Source organism: Actinoallomurus iriomotensis (genome assembly GCF_030269445.1).
Taxonomy (GTDB): domain Bacteria; phylum Actinomycetota; class Actinomycetes; order Streptosporangiales; family Streptosporangiaceae; genus Actinoallomurus; species Actinoallomurus iriomotensis.
The window spans coordinates 547,634-566,013 of sequence record NZ_BSTJ01000003.1 but is presented as its reverse complement, the minus strand read 5'-3'; the positions used below and the strand labels follow the sequence as shown (position 1 = coordinate 566,013).

Here is an 18,380-nt window from a genome sequence, read left to right as displayed (position 1 = left end):
GCCGGGGAGTGGGGGCACGAGCTGCGAATCATCGCTTAACAGGCGGGTTCCGGAAGTCGCACCGGAGTCCCGCGGCCGGCCTCGGCACGGTAACACCGACATCCCGGCCGGCGCCGCTCATTTCCGGCCGCCGGGATCAGCGCCTCCGGCGGTCGGCGACGGCGCCGGCGAGCAGGTCCAGGCCGATGCCCAGCATCCAGACGTCCTTGCTGACGCCGAGGCCCGCCTGGCTCGGCCAGATGCTGCCCGGTTTGCGGAGCGCGGGAGTGCGCGCGTACAGGGCGAGCAGGCCGCCGGAGAAACCGGTGAGGGCGACGCCGGCCAGCGCCGGCGGGACGACCGGGGCGAGCAGCGCGGTGCCGGTGGCGATCTCCGCGGCCGACAGAAGGCGCAGGAACCGGCGCGGCGGGACGGTCTTCAGGAACGGGAACGCGTTCGAGGCCATCGTGTGGACGCCGGACGCCTGCTCGTCGCCTCCGCGCCAGTGCTCCAGCCCACTGTGCAGGAGGAACGCGCCGGTGGTCACCCGGCCCGGCACGGTCCTCGCCCTCATCGGAAGTCTCATCCGGTGTCTCCTTGTTGATCAAGTCCCCCACCAGGACGTTAGCCCTCGTGGCCGGACGCCCCCGTACGGGGGGTGCGCACGTCGCGCGACGGGACGGGAAGTCGTCTCTGGCACGAACCGTGCCCTCGGGAGATCATCGATCGTCCGTCCCGCCGCGGAGTCCCCCGCCACCCCCTGGTGTTCCCCGCTGGAACGGCATCGCCCCTGGCCTCGATGAAAGAGGACGTCACATGGGTAACCCCGGGAGGACCCGCCGGCGCCGGTGGGAGGCGCTGTGCGCGGTGTTCGTCGTGACACTGGCCCTGCTTTCCGCGACCTCGGCCGCGGCGGCGACCGCCGCTCCGCGGCCCGAACCGGCCGCCAACCCCTGGCAGATGCGGCACTGGCCCCAGACGCAGCCGTGGCAGCGGAGCCGGACACAGCGCGCGTTCGCGCCGAACGTGCCACGTCCGATCGACCCGCAGGACTACGAGCTGCCGGACACGATGACGTGGGACGACTACAAGGCGATCCCGGGCACCCACTGGAACGACCCGGCCGAGAAGGGCTCGATCAAGAACTTCAAGGGCGCGCTCGTCCTGGTCGACTACCCGAGCGTGTCGTTCGTCATCAGCCGGCCGAAGAACTCCACGATCTACGGCAACCCCACCTCGGTCAGCGACGTGCCGCGCGACCAGGTGCCGCGGTTCTACCAGGACTTCCTCAACACTCCGGGCGACCTCAACCGCGGGCACACCATCAACGAGTACTGGATGGAGGACTCCGGCGGGCGCTACGGCATCGACCTGGGCGCGTTCGGGCCGTACCGGATGCCCGGCAAGAGCTACGAGTACGGCGTCGAGTCCAGTTTCCAGGGCAGCACGGGCTGCCCGGCGGGCGACACGTGCAACCGCGACTTCCGCAGGGACGCCCGTGCCGCGTGGATCGCGGACGTCGGCGCGGACGTCGCCGCGCGGTACGACTTCGTGTTCTTCCTCAGCGCGGGCCAGGACGAGTCGTCGACCTGGCAGGAGTTCGGCCAGATGAAGTTCGACGGCCGCGACGACGTCACCGACGAGTGGGGGCCGCCGGACCCGGCACTGCCCAACTGGAACAAGACCCGGTACGTCGACTGGACGTCCTGGCAGGCCGCGGCCAACATCTGGCCGAACGCCGCCTCGGGCAGTTCCATCCAGGCCGAGAGCTCGGGCATGGGCACCTTCGCCCACGAGTTCAGCCACATCCTCGGCATCGGCGACAACTACAACAACCCGTACTCGGTGCCGCCACGGCGGGACTACTCCGGGCCGTGGGACATGCTCAGCCGGGGAACGTTCAACGGGCCCGGCGGCCCGCACAGCCGCTGGCTGATTCCCGCCACCGCCGGCAGCTCGATGGGCGCCCAGCACATGCTCCGCGAGAAGGTGAGGCTCGGCATCGTCGACCCGGCCAGCGTGCTGAACGTCTCACGCGACGGCCTCGCCCAGTCGGGTGTCGTGGTGGCCAGGGTCAAGGCGCGTGAGGTGCGGCCGAAGTCCGGCGAGCTCACGGGCGTCAACGTGGTGATGAACGGCGGCGACCACGACCCGGCCTGTGACGTCTCGGCCGATCCGCTCTGCGACGGCGGCGGGTACGACAACTACACCGTCGAGGTCGTCGACCGGATGGGCTACGACTCGTTCACACCGGACAGCGGCGTGCTGCTGTCCAAGACCAAGGACCGCGACGCGGCGCCGTTCATCTGGGTCGTCGACGCGCACCCGGAGGACATCGACAAGGTGGACTTCGTGCTGCCGAACGGCACCCCGCAGAAGATGACGATCGGCGACTACCGGCAGCTCTCCGACGCGCTGTTCCACGCCGGGGCCGACTCGGGCAGCCAGTACGAGTACGTCGACCAGGCCAACCGGCTGCACTTCTACGTGCTGGACCTGAAACGCGACAAGTCGGGCGTGCTGTCGTACACCGTCGCGATCCGCTCGCTGGACGGGGCCGGCACGCAGCGCCGCGGCGTACGGCTGTCGCCCGGCGCCGGGGTCGCCGCGCCGCAGCGGGGCTGGGCCAGGTGCACGCTGCCGCTGACCAACACCGGCACGGCGGGCACCGCCCCGTACGCCGACGCCGACGTGTACCGGCTGTCCGCGACCGCCTCGGGCCGTGGCTGGTCGGCCTGGCTGCCGAACGACCTAGCCACGGCCAGGGCCGGCGGGCGTACGGCGGTGACCGTGTACGCCCAGCACACCGCGGGCGCGGCCCATCTCGGCACGGTGCAGGTGACCGCCACGTCCGAGAGCGACCCGACGAAGAAGGCGACGACCGTCTGCGCGGCCGTCGGCTGACCGGAGCGGCGAGCGCGACCGGCGAACACGAGCGGCGAGCTGACGAGCGAGCGGCGCGGCCGGTGAGGTATGAGCCGTCCGTGGAGTGAGTGAGGAGGCGGGCGCGACCGGCGAACACGAGCGGCGTGCGCGACCGGCGAACGCGAGCGTGACCATCAGACGGCCGCGGCCGGCGTCCCCCGCGCCGGCCGCGGCGTCCGGTGATCAGACGGCGACGGACGCCGGCGTCCAGAGCCGGTCGATCGCGTCCTCGGCCGCGGCGAGGCTCTTGACGGCGAGCGGGATCAGCTCGGCCATCGCGGGCGTGGTCTCGGCGAGCGTCAGCTCCGCGGTGATGAAGCGCGGCTCCAGGCCGGTCATCGACACGCCGTGCGGCAGCCACTGCTCGGCGTGGTCCCATCCGTCGCGGGGCGTGCCGGGGGCGTAGCCGCCGCCGCGGCTGGCCAGGACGATGAACTCGCGGCCGCCGAGCAGGCCGGTGCCGCTTTCGGAGTCGACCGAGCCCGGCCCGATCAGGTGGTCGACCCAGGACTTGACGCTGCTCGGTGCGCCGAAGTTGTAGAGCGGCAGGCCCAGCAGGATCGTGTCGGCCTGCCGGACCTCCTCGATGACCTCCTGGCTGAGCCGCCACGACGCCGCCTGCGCCGGAGTGTGGTCCTCCGGCGACACCATCCGGGCCAGGCCGCCGGCCGTGTCGAGGTGGGGGAGCGGATGGGCGCCGAGGTCGCGGTACGTGACGGTCCCGTCGGGGTGGGCCGCGCGCCATGCGTCGGCGGCGCGGGCGCTGAGCCTCCGGCTGACGGACTGGTCGCCCTTGATGCTCGAGTCGATGTGCAGCAGATGAGCCATGATCGTTCGTCCCTGATTAATCGTTTGTGTAGGGCAAGCTATTTGTACCACACGGATCGATGGCGGCTGCGGCTAGAATCGGGGTGTGGTCGAGCTCCCCGTCGTGAACCAGCCGGTGCACCGGTCCGGCGCGCTCCTCGACCACCTCGCGCGCCGCATGCGGCTGCGTGCGGAGTCGGTGCTGGCGCCGCTGGGCCTGCGCCCGCGGCACCTCGTCACGCTGACGGTGCTGCGCCAGCAGGGAGGCTGCTCGCAGCAGGCCCTCTCCGGCACGCTGGAGATGGACGGCACCAACGTCGTCGGCCTGCTCAACGACCTGGAGCGCGACGGCCTGATCGAGCGCCGTCGCTCACCCGAGGACCGCCGGCGGCACGTCGTCGTGCTCACCGACAAGGGGGCGCGCGTGCTCGTCAAGGCGGAGTGCGCGCTCGCCGCCGTCGAGGACGACGTGCTCGGCGCGCTCGACGAGACCCAGCGCGAGACGCTCTACGGCCTGCTCCAGCAGGCCGCCACCGGCGTGCCGATCGTCTGCACCGGCGACGACGCCGACACCGAGCAGTGCTAGAGCCGGTCTCAGACCTCCGCTGTCCTACCGCACGGTGCCCAGGTGACGCCTCGCCGTTTCGGTCGGCGCCGGGTTGACACCCTCCACCGCCTTGCGGACACCGCTCGCCACGGACGGGGACTTACCGGCCCTGGCCGTTCGGGTGCTCGGCGACCATCGCCCGCCGGCCGGCGCCCGCGCCGTGAGGCGGGGTGACCAGCCGGTCGCCTGCTTGAAACGGCGGTCGGAGGCCCGCTGCGAGCGCAGGTAGAAGCCGAGATCTCTGCTCAGCCGCAGCGGCAGGGAGCCGGTGGTCACGGGCGGCCGTACGCCGAGCGTCTCGGCCGGCGTCCGGTGGAACTCCCCGCGGGTCGGCGGCCGGTCGTCCGTGACGTTCCAGGTCCCGGCGGGCGCGCCGAGGGCGGCGACGGCCGACGCGTAGCGTCCTTCGGGCCGGGGATGGCGGGCAGCCGTCGGCGCGCCATCCGGCGCATGTACCGGGTGCAGGTCGAATCCCACGCGTAGAACCGACCGAAGCGCAGCTCCACCCCGGTGCCGCCGGCCTCGGTGAACCGGCGCGCCTGGACCTCGGCGGCCTCATTGGCCCGGCCGAAGGGCGGCGGGTCCAGCGGCACGTCCTTGTCGATCCACGCGTGGCCCCGGCCGGCGTAGATGAAGCAGATCGACTCCTGGACAGACCGGCCTGCGCCCGCCTCCAGCGCCGCGTCGACCAGGTGGCGCGAGGCCCCCGCCGGATGCGCTCGGTCTCGGACCACGCGCTCGCGCGGGCGGCCTGAGTCGGGGACGGGATCTTGGTCGCCAGGTTGCCGGTGACGAGAATCCTCATGTGATCATCTGCCGGGGTGACGCGCGGCCCAGAGTTCAAGAGATTTTCAACCATGCCAGATGACCTTGGAACTCCGATCGACCGGAGTTCGTCAAGGCGCACGCCCTGGCCGGATGCGGCCGGGTGTCGGCGTGAACCCCTTTTACGTGGCGAAATTCACGCCGTGTAAACCGCGGGTAAGGCAAATTCCTTCGCTGGCATTGCGGAGAAGGTCAGAATCTGTCGAAATCTAGGTGCTGCCAAGTCCTCTTGGAACCCGCCCCCTTGAAGGAGCCCCCATGGCCGCGTCCCCCCGCCGCCTCACCGGCTGGCTGAGATCCGTCACCACCGTCGCCGCTGCCGTCGGCGCCGCGACCATCGGTCTCACGGTGCCCGCGCACGCCGCCACGCCCAACCCCATGGCCCACCCCGAGCGCGACTACATGGGTTCGACCGTCGCCGCCCACGAGCACCGGACCGGCGCGACGCCGCTCCTCGCCCCCGGCGGTCTGCCCGGCCTTGACGTGAGCCACTGGCAGGGCACCATCAACTGGACCACCGTCAAGAACCAGGGCGCGCAGTTCGCCTACATCAAGGCGACCGAGGGCACGACGTACCGTGACCCGAACTTCAGCGCCAACTACACCAACGCCTACTACGCCGGCCTGGTCCGCGGCGCCTACCACTTCGCGCAGCCGGCCAGCTCGACCGGCGCCGCCCAGGCCGACTACTTCGCCGCCCACGGCGGCGCGTGGTCGGCGGACAACCAGACGCTGCCCGGCATGCTCGACATCGAGTACAACCCGAACGGCGCCACCTGCTACGGCCTCAGCCAGGCGTCGATGCGTTCGTGGATCACCAGCTTCCTGAACGAGTACCACGCCAAGACCGGACGCTGGGCCACGATCTACACGACCACCGACTGGTGGACGACCTGCACCGGCAACACCAGCGCCTACGCGAGCAACGACCCGCTGGCCATCGCGCGCTACTCCAGCAGCGTCGGCACGCTCCCCGCGGGCTGGGGCTTCTACACGATCTGGCAGTGGGCCGACTCCGGCACCTTCCCCGGTGACCAGGACGTGTTCAACGGCTCCCACGACCGGCTCATCGCCCTGGCCAACAACACCCCCTGACCCCTCAACGCCCGAAGGCGCCCGGCGAGAGCCGGGCGCCTTCGGCGTTCCCGGTCCTCAGCAGGTGCCGAGCATCGAGGTCAGCTGGGTCTTCTCCGCGCTCTGCAGCGTGAGGTCGTAGTACCACTTGACCTGGATCCAGGCGCGGGCGTACGTGCACCAGAACGAGGACAGCGGAGGCTTCCACGTCGTGGGGTCCTGATCGCCCTTGGACTGGTTGACGTTGTCGGTGACGGCCCACAGCTCGGGACCGCCGAGATCGTTGGCGTACGCCTGCCGCTGCGCCGTGGTCCACGCCCACGCGCCCGAGCGCCAGGCCTCGGCCAGCGGCACCATGTGGTCGATGTCCACGTCGCTCGCCGCGGTCCAGGTCCCCCCGTCGTACGGGCTGTGCCACGTACCGGACGTGGCCGAGCAACTGGAGTTGGTGACGACGCCCGTGCCGTCTCGCTTGAGCACCTCCTCGCGGGTGTCGCAGGATCCGCTGATCGTGATCCAGTGGGGGAACAGCGAGCGGTCGTAGGTGGACTGGTGGCTCTCGGCGGCCACGGTGAGCGAGGCGAGCCGGGAGGCGGCCGTGCTCGCGGAGGGGATGTTGGGCGGGGTCGCGCCGGCCGGCCGGGAGATCAGCGTGAGTGCTCCGGCGAGGGCGATGACGGAGGAGATGGCGGCGAAGGCTCGTCTCACGAGCTTCTCCTTCTGCCCGGTGTTCCGGCCAGGTGGGGCCGCTGGTCGTCAACGGAACAGCCGGACAGAACGGAGCGTCACCAAATGCGAGAAACTATGAAATAGCAGTACATAACGATGGGATCTATTGTTTTCGTGGCGGATGGCCCGTGACGCGGGCAGGGTGCCGTGGGCGTGGTGGTGGCCGCCTCGAAGGCGCGGCCGGGCGGGGTCACCGAGCCGGGCCGCCTCGTCGCGGAGGCATTTACTGAGCGCCCGGTAGAACAGTGTTCGGCGTCAAGAAAGGTGCGCCCGATCGGTTAATTCCGGTCGTCCTTTCGGAGGAAAGTCCACGCGTTCGCGGCCGCCGTCCGGGCTTTTTCGGCTCGGCCGCCGGAGGCGGGACGCCCGCTATTTCCCCGCGTCTCCTCCCGCGGGCGCGCCGGCGGGACCGCCCGCGCCCGCGTACCCCCTATCACATCGGTCGCGGTGCGCGGGCGGGGCGGCCGGGCCCGGCGCCTCCGCCACCCGTTCGTCCGGCCGGGAAGACACCGCCTACCTTGAGAAACGCCATTATGTAGCCTGCTCGATATCCACCGTCATGAGGTCCATTACCAACACCCGCCGTTGAACTGGCACACTTTTCAGGTGGAGTTGAGGCAGCTTAACTACTTCGTGGCTGTGGCGAACGAGAAGAGTTTCACTCTCGCGGCCAAACGGCTGCACGTCGTGCAGAGCGCCGTGTCTGCGGCGATCGCGTCGCTCGAGCGTGACCTCCGGGTCACGCTCTTCGAGCGGAACGCGCAGCGCGTCGTGCTCACCGAGGCCGGCAGCGCCCTGCTGCCCGAGGCACTGGCCGTGCTGGACGCCGCGCAGGGGGCACGAGACGCCGTGGACGAGCTCGGTCGCGCCCTCCGCGGTTCCGTGCGGGTCGGCGTGCTCGCCGGCCTGGGGCTGGTGGACCTGCCGGGGCTGGCCGGCGAGTTCCGGCGCCGCTACCCCGAAGTGGAGATGCGCCTGAAGGCGGAGTCCGGCGGCTCGGCGGGGATCGCCGCCGCCCTGCTGAGCGGCGAGGTGGACGTCGGCCTCCTCTGCGCCGCCGACACGCTGGGCCGGGAGCTGAACGGCCGCGAGCTCGTCCGGGTCCCGCAGGTCCTCGCCGTCCCCGCCGGGCATCCGCTGGCCCACAGGCGCGTCGTCGCCGTCCCGGACCTCGCCGAGGAGGAGTTCGTCGACTTCCCGTCCGGGTTCGCCGGCCGCTCCGTCACCGACCAGGTCTTCGCCGCCGCGCGGATCGAGCGCCGCATCGCCGTGGAGGTCGACTCGCTCGACGCCGCGGCCGGTTTCGTCCGGCACGGCGTCGGGGTCGCGATCGTCCCGCCGTTCGCGGTCCGGGGCGACGACGCCGTACGCACCGTCAAGATCAAGGACGAGAGCATGGAGTGGTCGCTGCACCTCGCGACACCCCGCCGGCGCAAGCCGACCGCCGCCGTACGGGCCCTGGCCGAGCTGGTCGACGCCCACGTGCGCGTCCCCGAGGAGGCCCTTCCACCACGCCGGTGAGGCGCCCTGGGGCAGGCTGGAGAAAACTCGGTCCCGGGACTCACCTGGCAGCGGCCGCGCGGCCGTCGCACGCCTGGCCCGTGACGGCCACGCCGCCGTCGTGAACTACGCACGAACCAGGCCGACGCGACCGCAGCGGGTGGGTGGTCGCGGTGCGGGCCGATGTCGCGGACGAGAATGCCGTGGCCGGGCCACGCGGCGTACGCCGCCGGCCATGGCGCTGCTCCTGGTGCGGGAGCCGCGGCCGCGCCCGGTCCGGCCGCCCCCCGAGATGTTCCTCGACGGTGCGAGCCGGCTGCCGCCGCGCACCGGTGGACCCGGTGTCCGGCGGCGCCGGCGACTCCGCCCGACGCGAAGGGCGAGGCGCTCATCGAACGCGTCGCGCACGGGCCGCCGCTCGAACGCCTCACGAGCCCGTCCGAGATCGCGGAGGTGGTCGTCTTCCTCGCCGGTCGGGCCGCTGGTGTACGCCAGCGGCGACTCGCCCTGACCGGAACGGTGTTCAGTCGGCCAGCGCGGTCTGGATGAGGGTCGTCTCGCCGTGCACGCGGTAGTGGCCACGGCCCGGCGGCAGCTCACGAGACGAGCGTGACAGCGACAGCGTGCCCGCGCCGGCGTCGTCCAGGGCGCGCAGCAGCGGGTCGGGCGCGTCCGCTCCGTCACCGGACCGGGCGACGACCAGGTGCGCGCCGACCTCGTACCCCAGCGCGAGGTGGTCCAGCAGCGGCGCGAACAGGACGTCCGCCGGGTCGCGTACCTGCTCGTAGTCGTCGATGAGGATGAACAGCCGGGGGCCGTGCCACGCGCGCGGCTCCGCACCGGGCGCCGGTGCGCGTTCGCCGATCGCCCGCGCGGTGCCCTCGATCAGCTCGCCCAGGACACCCGGCGAGAACGCGTGGCCCAGCACGAAGTCCTCGGGCAGCGCGTGGAGCAGGCCGCCGCGGTAGTCCACGGCGAGGATCCGTGCCTCGCCGGGACTGTGCCCCGCGGTGATCGACTCGCCGACGAGACGGAGCAGGTTCGTCCGGCCGCTGCCCGGTTCGCCGATGACGACGAGGTGGGGCGCGGTCGTGAAGTCGTGCGTGATCGGCGCGCCGCCGTCCGCGAGGCCGAGCACCACCTCCAAGGGACGTTCCGGCCCGGGCAACTCGGCGGCGGGCACGATCGCCGGAAGGGGACACACGCCCGGCGCGCCGGGCCGCGTGCCCCAGTGCTCGGCGACCTCCTCGACCAGCGCGGACACCGCATCGGCCAGGCCCTCGGCGCCCTCCACACCGTCGACGCGGGGCACCGCGGTCAGGAAGGGCGCCCCGTCGACGCGGCCGCGACCGGGCGGTCCGGCGAGACACAGCTCGCGCCATGTACCGGTGAGGTCAGGCCGGTCCTCGGCGGCGACGATCAGGTGGACGCCGCGGCCGGGACCGTCGGCGGCGATCCGATCGAAGGCCGCGCGGTGCTCGGCGCCGTCGACGACGAGGAAGACGTCGCCGTACGGCCCGCCCGGCACGCGTTCGTCGAGCAGCCCGGTGACCTTCGCGACGACCGCGTCGGCCGTGTCCGGGGCGCCGGGTCCGGCCACGGCGCCGACGTGCGGCAGGCCGGACAGCGCACCGAGGGCGTCGCCGGGATCGAGGCAGTAGAACCGGGCCTCGTCCGGAGTGCGGGTCAGGGCCAGGGCGGTGACCAGCGTGGTGACCAGTGTGCTCTTCCCACTGCCCGCGCCGCCGAGGACGAGGACGTGCCCGGACGCGTCCACCCGCAGGGCGTCGCCGAGCCGCTCGAACGGTCGGTCGACGACGCCCACCGGCACCGTCAGCGGCTCGTCGTCCGGCGGCGTCGCCGTGCTCAGCCCACGGCCGGGCGTGGGCACCAGCGGTGGGAGCAGGTGGTCGATGGGCGGCGCGATCTCCGGCGGCTGGGGCCACAGCCACGGATGCCCGGTGTCCGGGTCGTCCAGGGCGCGCGCGAGGCGGTACCCCACCGTGCCGGGCTCGGCGGGGCCCGTGCCGGCCGCCAGCAGCCGGGCGGCCGCCGCGGCGTCGGGAAGCGGCACGGACCGCTCCGTACGATCATCGTCCGTCCACGTCGCCCGTACGCCCTGGGCCGTCGCGTCGAGGCGCAGCGTCGTACGGCCGGGCCGGTGCCGACGGCCGTTCAGGTCGAACACGACCGTGTCGCGCCGGCCCGCGGGGCCGTACTCGCCATCCGGTGGGTCGGCGCCGTCGAGGACGACCACGACGAGCGGTTCGTCAGAGTCGGCCCGGACGCCCGGAACGAACGGGGGACGGGCCGCGAGGACCTCGGCCGGAATGTTCGGGGGAGTGAGGGTGCGCGGCAGCCAGCGCGTCCATGCCCAGTCGGCCCGTCGTGCGGGTGCCACGCACAGTACGACGACAAGGCGGCCGCCGGGGCAGGACGCGGCCAGCCGCGCGAGCACCGTGTGCGCCAGCGTCCGGCGCGCCTCGTCGTCGCCGAGGAACAGGACCCGCGACCACCGTCCGTCACCGGGCGGCACGTCCTGCGGCGCCAACGGTGTCGCGTCGCCTCCGGGCAGGCCACGGCGCCGATCCCAAGCCAACGACATTCTCCTTCACCGCGGGGAGGGCCGCGCCACCGGCCGGGGGCCTGTGACGGCGGCTCTTCGGAGAGTAGCGCGTACCCGTTCTGGGGGAGATCGGTGAACTCACGGAGCCCCGCCGCACGTGCAGTGAGTGAGGACGCGGCGGTGAAGGAGGCGCGAGTGCGGACCGGTGAAGACGCGATAGTGGTCGAACGGGCCGAGTCGGCGCTCGTGGTCCGTTCGGCGGAGACCGACGCCGCGGCCGTCGGGTACGCGGCCGCGCTGCCCGCCGAGGCCGAGCGGACCACCGTCGTGGTCGACGCCTCCGCGGCCGGTGCGCTGCAGGCCCTCGACGACCGGCTCGTGGCCCGGCTGCGCGACCTGCTGTACGCCGAGCCGCCGCGACGGTGGGAGATGCGGCTGGTCGCCGCGCGTACCGGCCGGCCGGGTTCGTCCGGGGAGCCGCCCCTGGCCGCCCGCCTGGCCGACCGCCTCGGCATGGGCGTCGTCGCGCCCGACGGAGAGCTGATCGCACTCCGGGGCGGGGAGCTGTTCTCCGCCGGACCCGGCGCGGGCTGGCTCGGCTTCGGGCGGGCCGTCCATCCCGAGTGGACCGGGCCCCGGTACCCGGCACCGGCCTGGCAGTCCGCGCTGCCGCGCGAGCTCAGGTCCCCGAAGCCCCGGCCGCTCTCCCGGCTGCGCGGGCGCGCGTCCTCGGTGACGGTCACCGCGATCCCGGCCGGGGTCTGGGTCCGCAAGGCGGGAACCCCGCCGATGCCCCTGGTCGACCTGGGTTTCGGCGTACCGGTCGAACCCGCTCGGCCGATCGTGCTGGTGGGCGCCCCGGGAGAGCAGCCACCGGCGGTGGCCGAACTCGCCGCGTTCCTCGAGTGTCTGCCCCCGGCGGTGCGCGACATCGCCGTACTGGTGCCGTACGGTCAGCACCCGGAAGCGTGCGCGGCCCTCGCGCAGAGCCTGGCGAACCGCCTCAACGGCCTGGTCCGCGCCTACCACGCACTGCCGCACTACGCGGCGGACGGAACCCGGAAGTTCGCCGTCTTCAACGAGAGGGCCACCCCGGACCGGCTCACCGAGACCCCGGAGGACGCCTACCTGCCCTCCCGAGCGACCCCACGTGCCCGGGAGGACGACGAGGACCTCTACGGCGACCCGGTCGTCTTCGACACGTTGCTGGAGTCGCCCACGCCGCCGGCCCCGGCACCCGACCCCGCCCTGACAACGGGACCACGGTCCACGCAACCCGGCTCGCTCGGCGGCACGGCGTCCGTCACGGTCGACGCACAGGGCCGCCTCCGCCCGGCCACGCCGACGAACCCCCGCCCCGCCGAGCCTCGCCCCGCGCGGACGAACGCCGGAGGCGGTGAAAAGGGCCACCCCACGACACCCGCCACGCATGCACCGACGCTCGACCCGTCGAACCGCGAGGTCGCGAACCACGGGGCGGCCAGCCATGAGGCGGTGGGCTACGGGGTGGTGGGCCGTGAGGCGGGTCACGGGGTGGCGGGCCGCGAAGCGGTGGGCGGCGGGGCGGCGGACCAGGACACGACGGGTCACGACACAGCGGGCCGCGAAGCGACGGACAGCGGGGCGGCGGACCAGTACACGGCAGACCGGTACACGGCGGGCCAGGAGGTGGGAGCCGGGCCGTCGGTCTTCCGTACCACTGCCTCGACGGTGCTGCCGCAGACGCGGCCAAGCGCTCGTGTCGTCGCTCCACCGGAGCAGGCGGCGATTCCGGCCGAGGCCGTGCTACCGGAACCCGCCCCACGACCCGTCGCGTCCGATGACGGCTCCAATACCGCAGACCCGGCGGACCGGCCGGTCCGGGGGGACGAGCGTGCGGTCACCGACGCCCCTCCACCCACCCCCGTGCACGACACCGCGTTCGCCGCCGATCCCGGCGGAAGCCGTGCGGACATGCCCGAAGCGACGGGTGCCACGGCTCGTGGGCACGAGCCGTGGACGATCCGTGCGGACGTACGCCCGGTGTCGGGTGAGCGGACCTCCGCGCCACTCGCGGGGGAGGGCGCTTCGCCCACCGGGCCCCTGTCGTCCGCCGTCCCGCCGCAGGCTCCGGCACCCGTACCGGCCGACGACGCGCCGACCGCTCCGCGGATCCCGCAGAGGCGTGACTACGACCGGCTCTGGCTGGCGAAGCGTGTCAGTACGCCGCAGGAGCGGCAGGCGTTCCGTGCCTCGCTCGGCTGGCGGTACGACGCGGCCGCGCGTTCGGTGGCCCGGTTGCTCGCCGAGCATCCCGGGCTGCGCAGCGCCGGTCCGCCGGACGAGGTGCTGATGACGGACCTGGCGGCCGTGCGAGTGTTCGCGGGTCGTGACCAGGCGGCGACCGTCGAATCGTTCCGGCTCGGCGAGGATGACGCCGACCGCGCGTTCGCCGCGTGTGTGGCCGGTGGCCTCCGGAGGCTGCCGTCGTTCCAGGGCGTCGTCGTCCGCGGTGGCCCGCCCGACCCCGGCGCCGCGGACTTGTACCGCGAGGGTGAGGACCTGGTCGAGGCCGCACCGCTCATCGCGCTGGACGACCTCGGCGCCCAGGTTCCGGGTGGGCTGGAGATCCTGATCTGGTCGGCCACGGCCCGGCGGCTGACCGGGTTCGCCGAGAACCGGCGTATTCGCGAGGTGGCCTTCCTGCCCGGCACCGTGTTCCGCGTCCTCGCCGTCGACCCTCCGTCCGCCGCCGCCGTACGCCGGGTCCTGCTCACCGAGGTACCGCCCGCCAAGGCGGGACGCACGCACACCGAGTGGGCCGACCGCGTACGAGCCCGGCTGGTCGAGGCGGCGGAGAGCCGGCCCGCGACGCCGTCCGCCGAGAACGGCGAATCCGATGACCGGTTCGCGGCCTTGCCGGGTGATCCGGCCTTCGACGAGCTGAGGAGCAGACCGTGACCGCGACGGACCACCGAGCCGGAGCCGGGTACGCCCACACGGACACGCATGTCCTGCTGCTGGGACTCGCCGGGCGGGTCCCCGATGAGGCGCTCGCCGAGATGCGACTCTGCCTGGCGGACGGAGAGATGGCCGAGCTCGCCTCTCTCCTCGCCGTACAGGTCGCCGGCCTCACCCTGACCGAGACGGAGGCCGAGCTGGTGCGGGCGCTGACCGGCGAGGCGACACCCGGCGTCGGCGCTCCGCCCACCCTGCCGTACCGGTTCGGTGACCGGCACGGCGTGCCGCCCGTGCCCGGCCGCGACGTCCCGGCGGACGCCATGGACGAGGTCGTGGTCGAGGCCGTCACGCGGGTCGGCGGGCTGGTCGCGCTCTGGCGGGTGTTCCGCCACGCGAGCGCGGGGCCACCGGAACGCGTGTACCTGGGCGAGGCGGAGCCCGGCGCGGACGTGGTCGAGCTCACCGCCGAGACGCAGTACGCGCTGACCCGGGCGAGCGACGACGTGCCCCGAGTCGAGGTGTTCACCGAGGGCACGCCGCTCGGGCCGTACCACGAGGCCGCGCTCGACGGCGCCTCACTCGTGTGGCCGGCCCCGGTCGTGCCGATCCGCCTCGCGCGGGCGTTCGACGGGGCGGACCCCGGCGACGGGCCGTTCTTCGCCGCCGGCCATGCCCGGCTGGAGGGGCCGGACGGCGAGCGGGTGCTGGCGTACCTGCGTTCCGCGGAGCTCGTCGTCAACACCCCGGGCGCCATGAACGACGTGCTGGACGTGAGCCGCGTGGCGGCCGTGCCGGTCGGGTTCCGCTCCGACGGTGAATGGGTCTGGTCCGACGCCGTGGCCTACTACCTCAAGCGTCACGGTCTGGCGCCCGAGCCGGACCTGCTCGCGCACATCCTGACCAGGACGTCACCGCCGGGCGGGCTCGGCAGGCTCACCCGGCACCGAGCGCTCGCGACGCTGTTCGCCCCGGCCGAAGGAGGACCGGTATGGCAGGCAGGCTGACCCCGGCCCGGTCGATCCTCAACGTCTCGGCGACCGCACCGGACTCCTACCGTACGATCGGCGACGCCGTGGCCGCCGCCGGGCACGGCGACGTGATCTCGGTGCAGCCCGGCACGTACGTCGAGTCGGTGGTGCTCCACCGGGAGGTCACCCTGTCGGCGGCGGGCGCGCCCGGTGGGGTGCGGATCGAGTCCCGTGACACGCCGGCCGTCCGGATCGCGGGGGAGTCCGCCACGCTCTCGGGCATCGTGATCCGGCACAGCGGCGAGCAGACCTCCGCCATCGACGTGCCGACCGGCCGGCTCCGCATGGACGAGTGCACGGTGGAGGCCGACTCGGCCGCCGCGCTGTACGCCCACGGCGCGGCCGAGGTCACCGCGCGGGGATGTGAGTTCACCAACCCGGCCGGCGCCGGGGTGATCTTCGTCGAGGGCGCCGAGGGCAGCCTGACCGAGTGCACGCTGCGGAACGTCAAGGCCTCGGCCGTGGTGATCCGCACCTCCGCCAACCCCCAGCTCGCCGACTGCGTGATCACGGACGTGGAGGGCAGCGGCCTGCTCGCGGCCGAGCGGGCGCGCGGCGCCGTACGCGACTGCCGGATCGTCCGGGCCGGCAACCCGGCCATCGCCATCGAGGGCGAGAGCGCGACGCGGCTGTACCGGACCGTGATCGAGGAGTCCGCGGGCGTCGGCGTGCTCGTCGCGTCCGGCTCCACACCGCTGCTGGAGGACTGCGCGGTCACGCGCGCCGGCGCGCAGGGCATCGCGCTCGTCGAAGGGGCGGCACCGGACCTGCGGCGGGTGGAGGTGCGCGACGCGGACGGCTACGGCGTGCACGTGCTCGACACGTCGGCCGGGACGTTCACCGAATGCGTCGTGGCCGGCTCGGCCGACACCGCCGTCCTGGTGTCCGGCGCGGTGACGAGTTCGTTCGAGGCGTTGCACGTCGACGGGGGCGCGGGCACCGGCGTCTCGGTCGGGGAGTCGGCCACGCCCACCTTCGACGAGCTGCGCGTCGACCGTACGGAGGGGCACGGCATCGAGGTACGGACCGCCGCGCATCCCCGCCTGCGCCGCGCGACCGTGACCGCGCCCGGCGGGGACGGCGCCCTGGTCCTCGACCAGGGACGCGGCCTGTTCGAGGACCTGAGCGTCACCGAGCCCGCCGGCGCGGGCGTCCGCGTCCTCGACGGCGGCCGGCCGGAGCTGCGCGGCTGCGCGCTGGTACGCACCGGGGCGGCCGCGGTCCACGTCCGCGACGGCGAGGTCGACCTGGAGGAGGGCGACATCGCCGACTCTCAGGCCGAGGGCGTGCTGGTGGACGACCACGGGTCCGTGCGGCTCACCCGTTCCCGCGTGCGCGGATCCCGGCGCGCCGGGATCGAGTGGCGGGCCGGCGCGTCCGGCGAGGCGACCGACTGCGAGGTCCTCACGTCCGGCGGCGACGGCGTCCTCGTGCACACCACCGAACCCCTGACCCTGCACAACTGCCTGCTGCGCGAGAACACCGGCGCCGGCCTGCGCGTCACCACGCCGTCGGAGCAACTGGAGATCTCCCGGATCACCAGCCGGGGCAACGGCGCGGACGACACCGACGACGGCGGCCGGGAGGACGACGACGAGGCCGCGCCCGCCGGTCCACGGCCGCGCGACGCCGACGGCGCCGCGGCGTCGCGCGCGGCCCGGCGGTCCGGCGCCGCGGCGCCGTCCGCGCCCGCGGTTCCGCGCGGCGCGCTCGCCGAACTCCTCACCGAGCTCGACGCCCTGGTCGGCCTCGCCGAGGTCAAGCGCGAGGTCGCCACGCTCGTACGGCTGCACCAGATGGCCGCGCGCCGGGCCGCCGTCGGCCTGCCGGCGCCTCCGCTGTCGCGGCATCTGGTCTTCACCGGCTCCCCGGGCACGGGCAAGACCACGGTGGCCCGGCTGTACGGGCGGATCCTGGCCGAACTCGGGGTCATCGCCACCGGGCAGCTCGTCGAGGTGGGCCGGCCCGACCTGGTCGCCAGCGTCGTCGGCGGCACCGCGCTGAAGACCGCGGAGAAGTTCGAGCAGGCGCTGGGCGGAGTGCTGTTCATCGACGAGGCCTACACACTGTCCGCGAACGCCAGCGGCGGCCCTGACTTCGGGCGGGAGGCGATCGACACGCTGGTCAAGCTGATGGAGGACCACCGGGACGAGATCGTCGTGATCGTGGCCGGCTACACGCACGAGATGCGGAAGTTCCTGGCCACCAACCCCGGCCTCGCGTCCCGCTTCTCCCGCACCATCGAGTTCGCCGACTACTCGCCCGCCGACCTGGTCACCATCGTCGAGGGACAGTGCCGGGCGCACGACTACCGGCTGGAGTACGAGACCCGCGCGGCGCTCGTCACCTTCTTCGAGAACATGCCGCGCGACGACGCGTTCGGCAACGGCCGCAGCGCGCGGAAGGTGTTCGAGGAGATGGTCGGCCGGCAGGCGTACCGGCTCGCCGAGGAACCCGACATCACGCCCGTCGAGATGACCCGCCTGCTGCCCTCCGACCTCGCGCCCCCGGCCTCGGGCGGAGTCGGGGCCGGTGCCGGCGCGTCCGACGTCGGCAGGGTGGACACGCTGCTCGCCGAGCTGCAGCAGATGGTCGGGCTCGCCGACGTCAAGCGGGAGGTCGGCAACATGGTCGACCTGCTCGCGTCGTCCCGGCAGCGGATCGCGGCGGGGCTGCCGGCGCCGCCGCTCTCCCGGCATCTGATCTTCGCGGGCCCGCCCGGCACCGGCAAGACGACGGTCGCCCGGCTGTACGGCTCGATCCTCGCGGCCATGGGCGTGCTGCAACGCGGCCAGGTGATCGAGGTGGGCCGCGCCGACCTCGTGGGCGAGTACATCGGCCACACCGCGCAGCGGACGAAGGCCGCCTTCGACCGGGCGCGCGGCGGCGTGCTGTTCATCGACGAGGCCTACACCCTGGCGTCCGGGGCCGGCTCCGGCCCCGACTTCGGGCGGGAGGCGATCGACACGCTGGTCAAGCTGATGGAGGACCACCGGGATGAGGTGGTCGTCATCGCGGCGGGCTACGAGGGGGAGATGGAGACGTTCCTCGGCGCCAACCCCGGCCTGTCGTCGCGGTTCTCGCACCGGGTGCGGTTCGCCGACTACTCGACCGACGAACTCGTCACGATCGTCAGCCAGCACGCGGCGACGGCCGGGTACGAGCTGAGCACCGCGACGGTGGCGGCGCTGCGGGCGCACTTCGCCGGAATACAGCGCGGGCCCTCCTTCGGCAACGGCCGGTACGCCCGCCAGGTGCTCGACGAGGCGGTCACCCGCCATGCCAAGCGCATGCGCCGTACCGAGTCACCGACGATCCAGGACCTGAGCCTGCTGCTGCGCGAGGACGTCATGGCGACCCCCACGGAGGCGGGCGTCGGCGGCTGACCCGCCGCGCGGGC

Annotated in this window: 12 protein-coding genes; 7 read left to right on the top strand and 5 right to left on the bottom strand. The window is 73.4% G+C overall.

Going from position 1 to position 18,380, the window contains the following annotated elements; all coding sequences use genetic code 11:
- Positions 1-136: 136 nt before the first annotated feature.
- Entirely contained in the window at positions 137-565 is a 429-nt protein-coding gene (locus tag QSK37_RS15575) for a hypothetical protein (protein ID WP_285621090.1), read from the bottom strand.
- A gap of 230 nt (positions 566-795) precedes the next feature.
- Between QSK37_RS15575 and QSK37_RS15570 the strand changes: the two genes are divergently transcribed.
- Positions 796-2,883 (top strand): M6 family metalloprotease domain-containing protein, encoded by a 2,088-nt coding sequence (locus QSK37_RS15570; RefSeq protein ID WP_285621088.1) that lies wholly within the window; start codon positions 796-798, stop codon positions 2,881-2,883.
- A 204-nt stretch (positions 2,884-3,087) separates the two neighbouring features.
- Here QSK37_RS15570 and QSK37_RS15565 read toward each other — a convergent pair whose 3' ends face one another.
- Entirely contained in the window at positions 3,088-3,732 is a 645-nt protein-coding gene (locus QSK37_RS15565) for an FMN-dependent NADH-azoreductase (protein ID WP_285621086.1), read from the bottom strand.
- 85 nt (positions 3,733-3,817) lie between these two features.
- Here QSK37_RS15565 and QSK37_RS15560 point away from each other — a divergent pair, with 85 nt between their 5' ends.
- A complete protein-coding gene (locus QSK37_RS15560) occupies positions 3,818-4,297 on the top strand; it encodes a MarR family winged helix-turn-helix transcriptional regulator (protein ID WP_285621082.1) in 480 nt (159 codons plus the stop codon).
- A gap of 24 nt (positions 4,298-4,321) precedes the next feature.
- Here QSK37_RS15560 and QSK37_RS15555 read toward each other — a convergent pair whose 3' ends face one another.
- Positions 4,322-4,795, bottom strand: a complete 474-nt coding sequence (locus QSK37_RS15555) for an NAD-dependent epimerase/dehydratase family protein (protein WP_285621080.1) — start codon at positions 4,793-4,795, stop codon at positions 4,322-4,324.
- Between the two features lie 606 nt (positions 4,796-5,401).
- On the opposite strand from QSK37_RS15555, the gene QSK37_RS15550 reads away from it, so the two are divergent.
- Complete coding sequence (locus QSK37_RS15550; protein WP_285621078.1) at positions 5,402-6,238, top strand: GH25 family lysozyme; 837 nt, start codon at positions 5,402-5,404, stop codon at positions 6,236-6,238.
- Between the two features lie 57 nt (positions 6,239-6,295).
- Here the strand turns inward: QSK37_RS15550 and QSK37_RS15545 are convergent, their stop codons facing one another.
- Positions 6,296-6,925 (bottom strand): HNH endonuclease family protein, encoded by a 630-nt coding sequence (locus tag QSK37_RS15545; RefSeq protein WP_285621076.1) that lies wholly within the window; start codon positions 6,923-6,925, stop codon positions 6,296-6,298.
- A gap of 627 nt (positions 6,926-7,552) precedes the next feature.
- On the opposite strand from QSK37_RS15545, the gene QSK37_RS15540 reads away from it, so the two are divergent.
- Positions 7,553-8,467, top strand: a complete 915-nt coding sequence (locus QSK37_RS15540; RefSeq protein WP_285621074.1) for a LysR family transcriptional regulator — start codon at positions 7,553-7,555, stop codon at positions 8,465-8,467.
- Between the two features lie 502 nt (positions 8,468-8,969).
- Here QSK37_RS15540 and QSK37_RS15535 read toward each other — a convergent pair.
- Entirely contained in the window at positions 8,970-11,045 is a 2,076-nt protein-coding gene (locus QSK37_RS15535; RefSeq protein WP_285621072.1) for an FtsK/SpoIIIE domain-containing protein, read from the bottom strand.
- Between the two features lie 162 nt (positions 11,046-11,207).
- On the opposite strand from QSK37_RS15535, the gene QSK37_RS15530 reads away from it, so the two are divergent.
- Genes QSK37_RS15530 through QSK37_RS15520 form a run of 3 tightly spaced genes read left to right on the top strand, consistent with a single transcriptional unit; the run spans position 11,208 to position 18,366 of the window.
- Complete coding sequence (locus QSK37_RS15530; protein WP_285621069.1) at positions 11,208-13,952, top strand: hypothetical protein; 2,745 nt, start codon at positions 11,208-11,210, stop codon at positions 13,950-13,952.
- Complete coding sequence (locus tag QSK37_RS15525; protein ID WP_285621066.1) at positions 13,949-14,956, top strand: hypothetical protein; 1,008 nt, start codon at positions 13,949-13,951, stop codon at positions 14,954-14,956. Before QSK37_RS15530 ends, QSK37_RS15525 begins: the two co-directional genes overlap by 4 nt.
- Positions 14,941-18,366, top strand: a complete 3,426-nt coding sequence (locus QSK37_RS15520; protein ID WP_285621064.1) for a right-handed parallel beta-helix repeat-containing protein — start codon at positions 14,941-14,943, stop codon at positions 18,364-18,366. Before QSK37_RS15525 ends, QSK37_RS15520 begins: the two co-directional genes overlap by 16 nt.
- Positions 18,367-18,380 lie beyond the last annotated feature (14 nt).

Coding starts and splice junctions, on each gene's coding strand:
- QSK37_RS15575 (WP_285621090.1), bottom strand. CDS start 565: ATGAGACTTCCGATGAGGGCGAGGACCGTGCCGGGCCGGGTGACCACC.
- QSK37_RS15570 (WP_285621088.1), top strand. CDS start 796: ATGGGTAACCCCGGGAGGACCCGCCGGCGCCGGTGGGAGGCGCTGTGC.
- QSK37_RS15565 (WP_285621086.1), bottom strand. CDS start 3,732: ATGGCTCATCTGCTGCACATCGACTCGAGCATCAAGGGCGACCAGTCC.
- QSK37_RS15550 (WP_285621078.1), top strand. CDS start 5,402: ATGGCCGCGTCCCCCCGCCGCCTCACCGGCTGGCTGAGATCCGTCACC.
- QSK37_RS15520 (WP_285621064.1), top strand. CDS start 14,941: ATGGCAGGCAGGCTGACCCCGGCCCGGTCGATCCTCAACGTCTCGGCG.